4 protein-coding genes are annotated in these 6048 nt (G+C 68.0%); 2 read left to right on the top strand and 2 right to left on the bottom strand.

Annotation, left to right across the window (positions count from 1 at the left end; all coding sequences use genetic code 11):
• Nucleotides 1-200: 200 nt before the first annotated feature.
• Nucleotides 201-1085 (bottom strand): 2-dehydro-3-deoxygalactonokinase, encoded by an 885-nt coding sequence (locus ACGVWT_RS18905; protein ID WP_315460599.1) that lies wholly within the window; start codon nucleotides 1083-1085, stop codon nucleotides 201-203.
• Nucleotides 1086-1095: 10 nt separating this feature from the next.
• Nucleotides 1096-2502: an MFS transporter gene (locus tag ACGVWT_RS18900; protein ID WP_315460600.1), complete on the bottom strand. Its 1407-nt coding sequence runs from the start codon at nucleotides 2500-2502 to the stop codon at nucleotides 1096-1098.
• Nucleotides 2503-2618: 116 nt separating this feature from the next.
• Here ACGVWT_RS18900 and ACGVWT_RS18895 point away from each other — a divergent pair, with 116 nt between their 5' ends.
• The gene (locus tag ACGVWT_RS18895) at nucleotides 2619-3767 is read left to right on the top strand and encodes an aldose epimerase family protein (RefSeq protein WP_315460601.1); all 1149 of its coding nucleotides are present in this window, start codon (nucleotides 2619-2621) and stop codon (nucleotides 3765-3767) included.
• A gap of 11 nt (nucleotides 3768-3778) precedes the next feature.
• Nucleotides 3779-5584: an IlvD/Edd family dehydratase gene (locus ACGVWT_RS18890; RefSeq protein ID WP_315460602.1), complete on the top strand. Its 1806-nt coding sequence runs from the start codon at nucleotides 3779-3781 to the stop codon at nucleotides 5582-5584.
• The last annotated feature ends 464 nt before the right edge of the window (nucleotides 5585-6048 follow it).

Below are 6048 nucleotides of genomic sequence, written 5' to 3'. Positions count from 1 at the left end.
CATCGCCTGGATGAAGCGGGACCCCGGCTCAAGGCCGGGGTGACGGGGTGGGTGGGCGGATCGGTGTTTCCCCTCGTTCGTCATCCCGGCGAAAGCCGGGATCCACGGATGCGGGCCGTCGAGGGGGCGCGCTATCGCCGGCCGCGCCGGGTCCATGGATCCCGGCGTGCGCCGGGATGACGAAGGGGAGACGGGGAGCCTCACGCGAGAAACGCGCGCAAGTGATGGATGCCGGCGACGAACGCCGCGGTCGCATCCACCGGCACGACGCGGCCGGCGCGGGTTTCGATCGCGACCGCGTAGAGCTCCGCCAGCGCGCCGGTGGCGAGCAGATGGACCGCGCGGCCGGCGACATCACGGGCGCCGACGTCGTTGCCGATCAGCACGCCGCTGGCATAGGCCGCGGCGTCCGCCGCCGGGCGGCGGCCGAGGAGCACGCCGCTGCGCACTTCGAACAGCGCGGCACCGAGATCGCACGCCCCTGCCCCGCGCGCGACGCCGTCGCGGAACGCCGGCCCGTCCGCCACCGCGCCATCCAGCATGCCGGCGAGGATGCCATGGCTCTTCAGCAGCGCGAAGAGTTCGCCGGTCATCACCGTGGCGATGTCGGTGATGCGGCCGCCATCGGTCGCGACCCATTTGTTGTGCGTGCCGGGTTGGCAGAACAGCGCGTCGGCGGGCGCCAGGCCGGCGGCGATCACGCCCAGCACCTGCACCTCTTCGCCGCGCATCACGTCGGCGCGGGGCCCGTGCAGCAGCGCGACGCCGGGGACGATCGTGGCGCGTTCTGCCTCGATACGGAGCGCCGCGGCGGCAATCGCGGCGAGATCGGCGGGGGCGGCTGCATAGGGTGCCTCGTGCCAGCCACGCGTCGAGCCGACCATACCGGCGGCGATTACCGGCAGGTCGCCGAGGCGAGCCCGCAGGTCGGCCAGCACTGGGGCGTACTCCCCCGGCGCCAGTCCAAGCACGCCCGCGCCGCCCTCGACACGGTCAGCGACCCGGCCGTCGGGCTCGATCCGGTACGCCCGACGGTTGGTCGTGCCCCAGTCAATCGCGATCACCGCGCTCATGGCCGTGCCCATCGTCATCGCCTCAGGCGGTCGGCTCGACGGTTTCCTCGATGACGTGCGTCGGGGCTTTCAGCGCCGCGCGCGCATACCAGAGGACGTAGAGGTAGCAGACCAACGGCACGACGAAGGCGAGCGAGCGCGCGCCTTCGGGTGCGAAGCCGGCAAAGGCGTCGATCACCGCGCCGTACAGGATCGAAACGAAGCCGCCGCCGCAGATCGCCATGCACATCAGCCCTGACGTCGCCGAGGCGGGTGCGGTCGACCGCTCCAGCGTCAGCGTGAAGATCGTCGGGAACATGATCGAGTTCATCAGGCCGAGCAGCAGCGCGGCGACCGCGGGGACGAAGCCCATCGTCAGCGGCGCGACATAGCCGCCGGGCAGCGTGATCGTGCCGCCGAGCGGCGTCGCCGCCATGTCGTACGTCGCGATGATGACGAGGCACAGGATCGATGCGCCCGCACCGACCAGCGTCAGCAGCGTCGTCGCCTTGGCATAGCGCAGCAACACGCTGCCACCGAAGCGGCCGATCATCGCGAGCAGCATGAACAGCGGCGCGATGTAACCGGCGATCTGCGCCGGCACGTCGAGGATGTGACGCTGTTCGAGGAAGAAGATCATGCCCGAGATCACGCAGACCTCGGCGCCGACATACAGGAAGATCGCGACCGAGCCGAGGTTCGCCCAGCGCGAACGCAGCGCCGACAGCGGTGATTCGACGTTGGTGGCGAGCGCCGGCGCGTGCGCGTTGATCGTGCGCTTGGCGAAGAAGACCAGGCCGGTGAAGACCGCGAGGATCACCGCGATCATCAGATAGACGTGGGTGACGAAGCCCAGGCTGTCCGCCTTCAGCGCTGGGGTCAGCACCGCATCCTTGGCGAACAGGTCGCCGCGCAGCAGATAGGCCGCGCCGAACGTGCCGCCGACATAGGCGCCGAGCGAGTTGAACGCCTGGCTGAGGTTGAGGCGGAAGTGCGAGCCCTTGGGGTCGCCCATCGACGCGATCAGCGGATTGGCCGCGACCTGCAGCAAGGTGACGCCCGACGCCGCGACGAACAGCCCGAGCAGCACGGTGACGAAGCTGTTGGACCAGGCGGTCGACCAGGCGACGAGACAGCCGGCGACGACGCCGAGCAGGCCGAGGACGATCGAATTGGCGTAGCCGCGGCGCGACAGATACCAGGCCGACGGGATCGACATGACGCCATAAGCGATGAAGAAGGCGAACTGGTTGAGCTGCGTTTCGAAGTCGCTGAGCGTGTAGATGACCTTCATGCTCTTCACGAGCGGGTCGATCAGATTCGTCACGAACGCCCAGATGAAGAACAACGTCGTCACATAGACGAGCGCGAGCGCGACGCCCGCCTTGCGTCCACCCGCCACGCCGCTGCCTGCGGCCGCGGGCGGTGGTGCCATCATCGGTCCAGCCATGTCCTCTCCCCTATTTGTATCGCTACCACAGGCTGCCTTGCGCCCCGGCTATTTGTCTGACTATATAGCGAAGAACCACCGGGTCAATGCCGGGGACGAACGGGGAGAGGCGCAACATGAAAGTGGGTTTCGCGTTCCAAATGGCCTGTGCGGGGATACTGACGATCGCGGCGGCCGATGCCGCCTGCGCCGCAACCGCGACTCGCGCCGATTTCGGCCGACTGCCCGACGGCACCCGGATCGAGGCGGTGACGCTGACCGGGGCGAATGGCGTGCGCGCGCGGGTGATGACGCTGGGCGCGACGTTGCAGGCGTTCGAGGCGCCGGACCGCAACGGCACGCTGGCCGACATCACGCTGGGCCATGACACCGCCGCCGCGTATGTCACACAGCCGAATTTCTGGGGCCAGACCGTCGGCCGCTACGCAAACCGGATCGCGGGCGGCCGCTTCACGCTGGACGGCAAGACGTATCAGCTGCCGCTCAACGACAAGACCAACTCGCTGCATGGCGGCACCACCGGGTTCGACAAAGCGGTGTGGCGGATCGTGTCGGTCACACCCAGCGGCGCCCGCGCGAGCGTGACGATGGCGCTGACCAGCCCCGCGGGCGATCAGGGCTATCCGGGCAAGCTCGACGTCGAGGTGACCTATGCGCTCGACGACACGGGCGCGCTGACGATCGATTTCACCGCGAAGACCGACGCGCCGACGATCGTCAACCTGACCAACCATGCGCTGTTCGACCTGGCGGGCGAGGGATCGGCAGGCGGCATCTACGCCCAGCGAATGACGATCCCCGCCGCGCGCTACACGCCGGTCAATGCGGCGCTGATCCCGACGGGCGAACTGAAAGCGGTAGCAGGCAGCGTGTTCGACTTCACCAGGCCGCGCGCCATCGGCCAGAGCATCCGCGACGGCCGCGATCCGCAGATCGTAATCGGCCGAGGCTACGACCATAATTTCGCGCTCGATGCCGGCCGGACCGCGCAGCCCAAGCTCGCCGCGCGGGTCGAGGATCCGGTGTCGGGCCGCGTGCTCGAGGTGCTGTCGACCGAGCCGGGGGTGCAATTCTATTCGGGCAATTTCCTGGACGGGACGTTCGTGGGGAAGCAGGGCCACGTCTATCGCATGGGCGATGGCTTCGCGCTGGAGCCGCAGACCTTTCCAGACACGCCCAACCAGCCCGCGTTCGGATCGGCGCGCGTCGATCCGGGCAAACCCTATCACCACCAGATGATCTATCGCGTCTCCGTGGCGCGCTGACCGGAGCTTTTATGACCACCGATACGCCCAAACTCCCCAGCGCCCTGCGGTCCCGCGCCTGGTTCGACAACCCGGACAATATCGACATGACGGCGCTGTATCTGGAGCGCTATCTGAACTTCGGCCTCAGCCTGGACGAGCTGCGCTCGGGCAAGCCGATCATCGGCATCGCGCAGACGGGCAGCGACCTGTCCCCATGCAACCGCCACCATCTGGTGCTGGCGGAGCGCGTGCGCGAGGGCGTGCGCGAGGCGGGCGGCATCGTGCTGGAATTCCCGGTCCATCCGATCCAGGAAACCGGCAAGCGCCCGACCGCGGGGCTGGACCGCAACCTCGCCTATCTGGGGCTGGTCGAGACGCTGTACGGTTATCCGCTGGACGGCGTGGTGCTGACGATCGGCTGCGACAAGACGACCCCCGCCATGCTGATGGGCGCCGCGACGGTGAACATCCCGGCGATCGCCCTGTCCGTGGGACCGATGCTGAACGGCTGGCACAAGGGCGAGCGCACCGGATCGGGCACGATCGTGTGGAAGGCGCGGCAGATGCTTGCCGCCGGCGAGATCGACGATGCGGAGTTCATCCGCCTGGTCGCATCCTCGGCACCGTCGACCGGCTATTGCAACACGATGGGCACCGCGACGACGATGAATTCGCTGTGCGAAGCGCTCGGCATGAGCCTGCCCGGATCGGCGGCGATCCCCGCGCCCTATCGCGACCGGCAGGAGGTCGCGTACCTCACCGGCAAGCGCATCGTCGAGATGGTGGCGGAGGACCTGAAGCCGTCGGACATCCTGACTCAGCAAGCGTTCCACAACGCCATCCGCGTCAATTCGGCGATCGGCGGATCGACCAACGCGCCGATCCACCTGGCGGCGATCGCGCGCCATATCGGCGTCGACCTGCCGATCAAGGATTGGGAGACGGAGGGGCACAAGGTGCCGCTGCTCGTCAATCTGCAGCCCGCGGGCGAATATCTGGGCGAGGATTATTACCGCGCCGGCGGCGTGCCTGCGGTGGTCAACCAATTGATGGGCCAGGGCCTGATCCACGAGGGCGCGCTGACCGTCAACGGCCGGTCGATGGGCGACAATTGCCGCGGGGTCGCGATCGAGGACGAGAAGGTCATCCGCCCGTTCGACCAGCCGCTGGTGACGGACGCGGGCTTCATCGTGCTGTCGGGCAATCTGTTCGACGCGGCGGTGATGAAGACCAGCGTGATCTCGAAGGAGTTCCGCGACCGTTACCTCTCCAACCCCGACGATCCCAATGCGTTCGAAGGGCCGGCGGTCGTCTTTGATGGCCCCGAGGATTACCACCACCGCATCGACGATCCCGCGACCGGCATCACGCCCGAGACCTTGTTGTTCATGCGCGGCGCCGGGCCGATCGGCTATCCCGGCGCGGCGGAGGTCGTGAACATGCGGCCGCCGGCGTATCTGATCACCGAGGGCGTGCACGCGCTGCCGTGCATCGGCGACGGCCGCCAATCGGGGACGAGCGGGTCACCGTCGATCCTCAACGCCTCGCCCGAAGCGGCGGCCATGGGCGGGCTTGCGCTGCTGAAGACGGGCGACCGGGTGCGGATCGACCTCAACACCGGCAGCGCCAATGTGCTGATTTCGGACGCGGAGCTGATGGAACGCCGTGCCGCGCTGGAGGCGGCGGGGGGCTATGCCTATCCCGCGTCGCAAACGCCGTGGCAGGAGATCCAGCGCGCCGTCGTCGGGCAGATGAACACCGGTGCGATTCTGGAGGGCGCGGAAAAGTATCAGCGCATTGCGCAGACGATGGGCCTGCCGCGCGACAACCATTGATGCGGGGGGCGGGGGGGCGCCCGCCAGCGTGGGGCACGTCTGCCACCGTTTTGGGAGGCCGCCGACCGCCACCTTCCCCCGTCATTCCCGCGAAGGCGGGAATCCATAACCGCTACCGCTAGTGATGAAGCCGAAACGGTAGCGCGTCTGGATTCCCGCCCGCGCGGGAATGACGTTTGTTGAGGCGTGCGGGCCGGCGCACTTCTCTCCCGTCATCCCGGCGGACGCCGGGATCCATGGACACACTCGGCGGATGGTTGCGCACCAACGATAGCGCACCGCGTCCATGGATCCCGACGTCCGTCGGGATGACGAATGGGGTGAGACGCCTCTCTTTCCTACGGCTTCAAGATGCCGGCCGTTGATGGTGCGGCGGCAGACCCCCACCCCCGTCATTCCCGCGAAGGCGGGAATCCATAACCGCTACCGCTGGTGATGGAGTCGAAACGGTAACGCGTCTGGAT

This window comes from Sphingomonas sp. S6 (assembly GCF_043498045.1).
Classification (GTDB): Bacteria; Pseudomonadota; Alphaproteobacteria; order Sphingomonadales; family Sphingomonadaceae; genus Sphingomonas.
Note: the sequence above shows the minus strand (reverse complement) of the source record. Positions and strands in the feature narration are given on the sequence as shown.